Annotated in this window: 1 protein-coding gene; it reads left to right on the top strand. The window is 48.3% G+C overall.

Annotated elements, in window-relative coordinates; translation table 11 throughout:
• The coding region (gene grdA, locus LI149_RS15130; RefSeq protein WP_252200410.1) for a glycine/sarcosine/betaine reductase complex selenoprotein A at positions 1 to 290 on the top strand (290 nt) is incomplete at both ends.

Here is a 290-nt window from a genome sequence, read left to right as displayed (position 1 = left end):
GAGTGCGTAAAAACTGCTGGTGCTGAAGTAGTATTTTCATCTACGGAGTGTTTCGTCTGAACGAGCGCAGGCGCAATGGACTTAGAGAATCAGAAAAGAGTAAAGGATTTCGCTGATGAATACGGCGCAGAGAACTTAGTAGTAGTTCTTGGTGCTGCAGAAGGTGAAGCTGCAGGTCTTGCAGCTGAGACTGTAACAGCAGGAGATCCGACATTCGCAGGTCCATTGACAGGGGTCCAGCTTGGACTCACAGTATATCACGTTTGCGAGCCTGAAATGAAGGCAGAGTT

Source organism: Dorea sp. 210702-DFI.3.17 (assembly GCF_020560825.1).
Taxonomy (GTDB): domain Bacteria; phylum Bacillota; class Clostridia; order Lachnospirales; family Lachnospiraceae; genus Dorea; species Dorea formicigenerans.
This window is presented reverse-complemented; position numbering and strand designations above follow the sequence as displayed.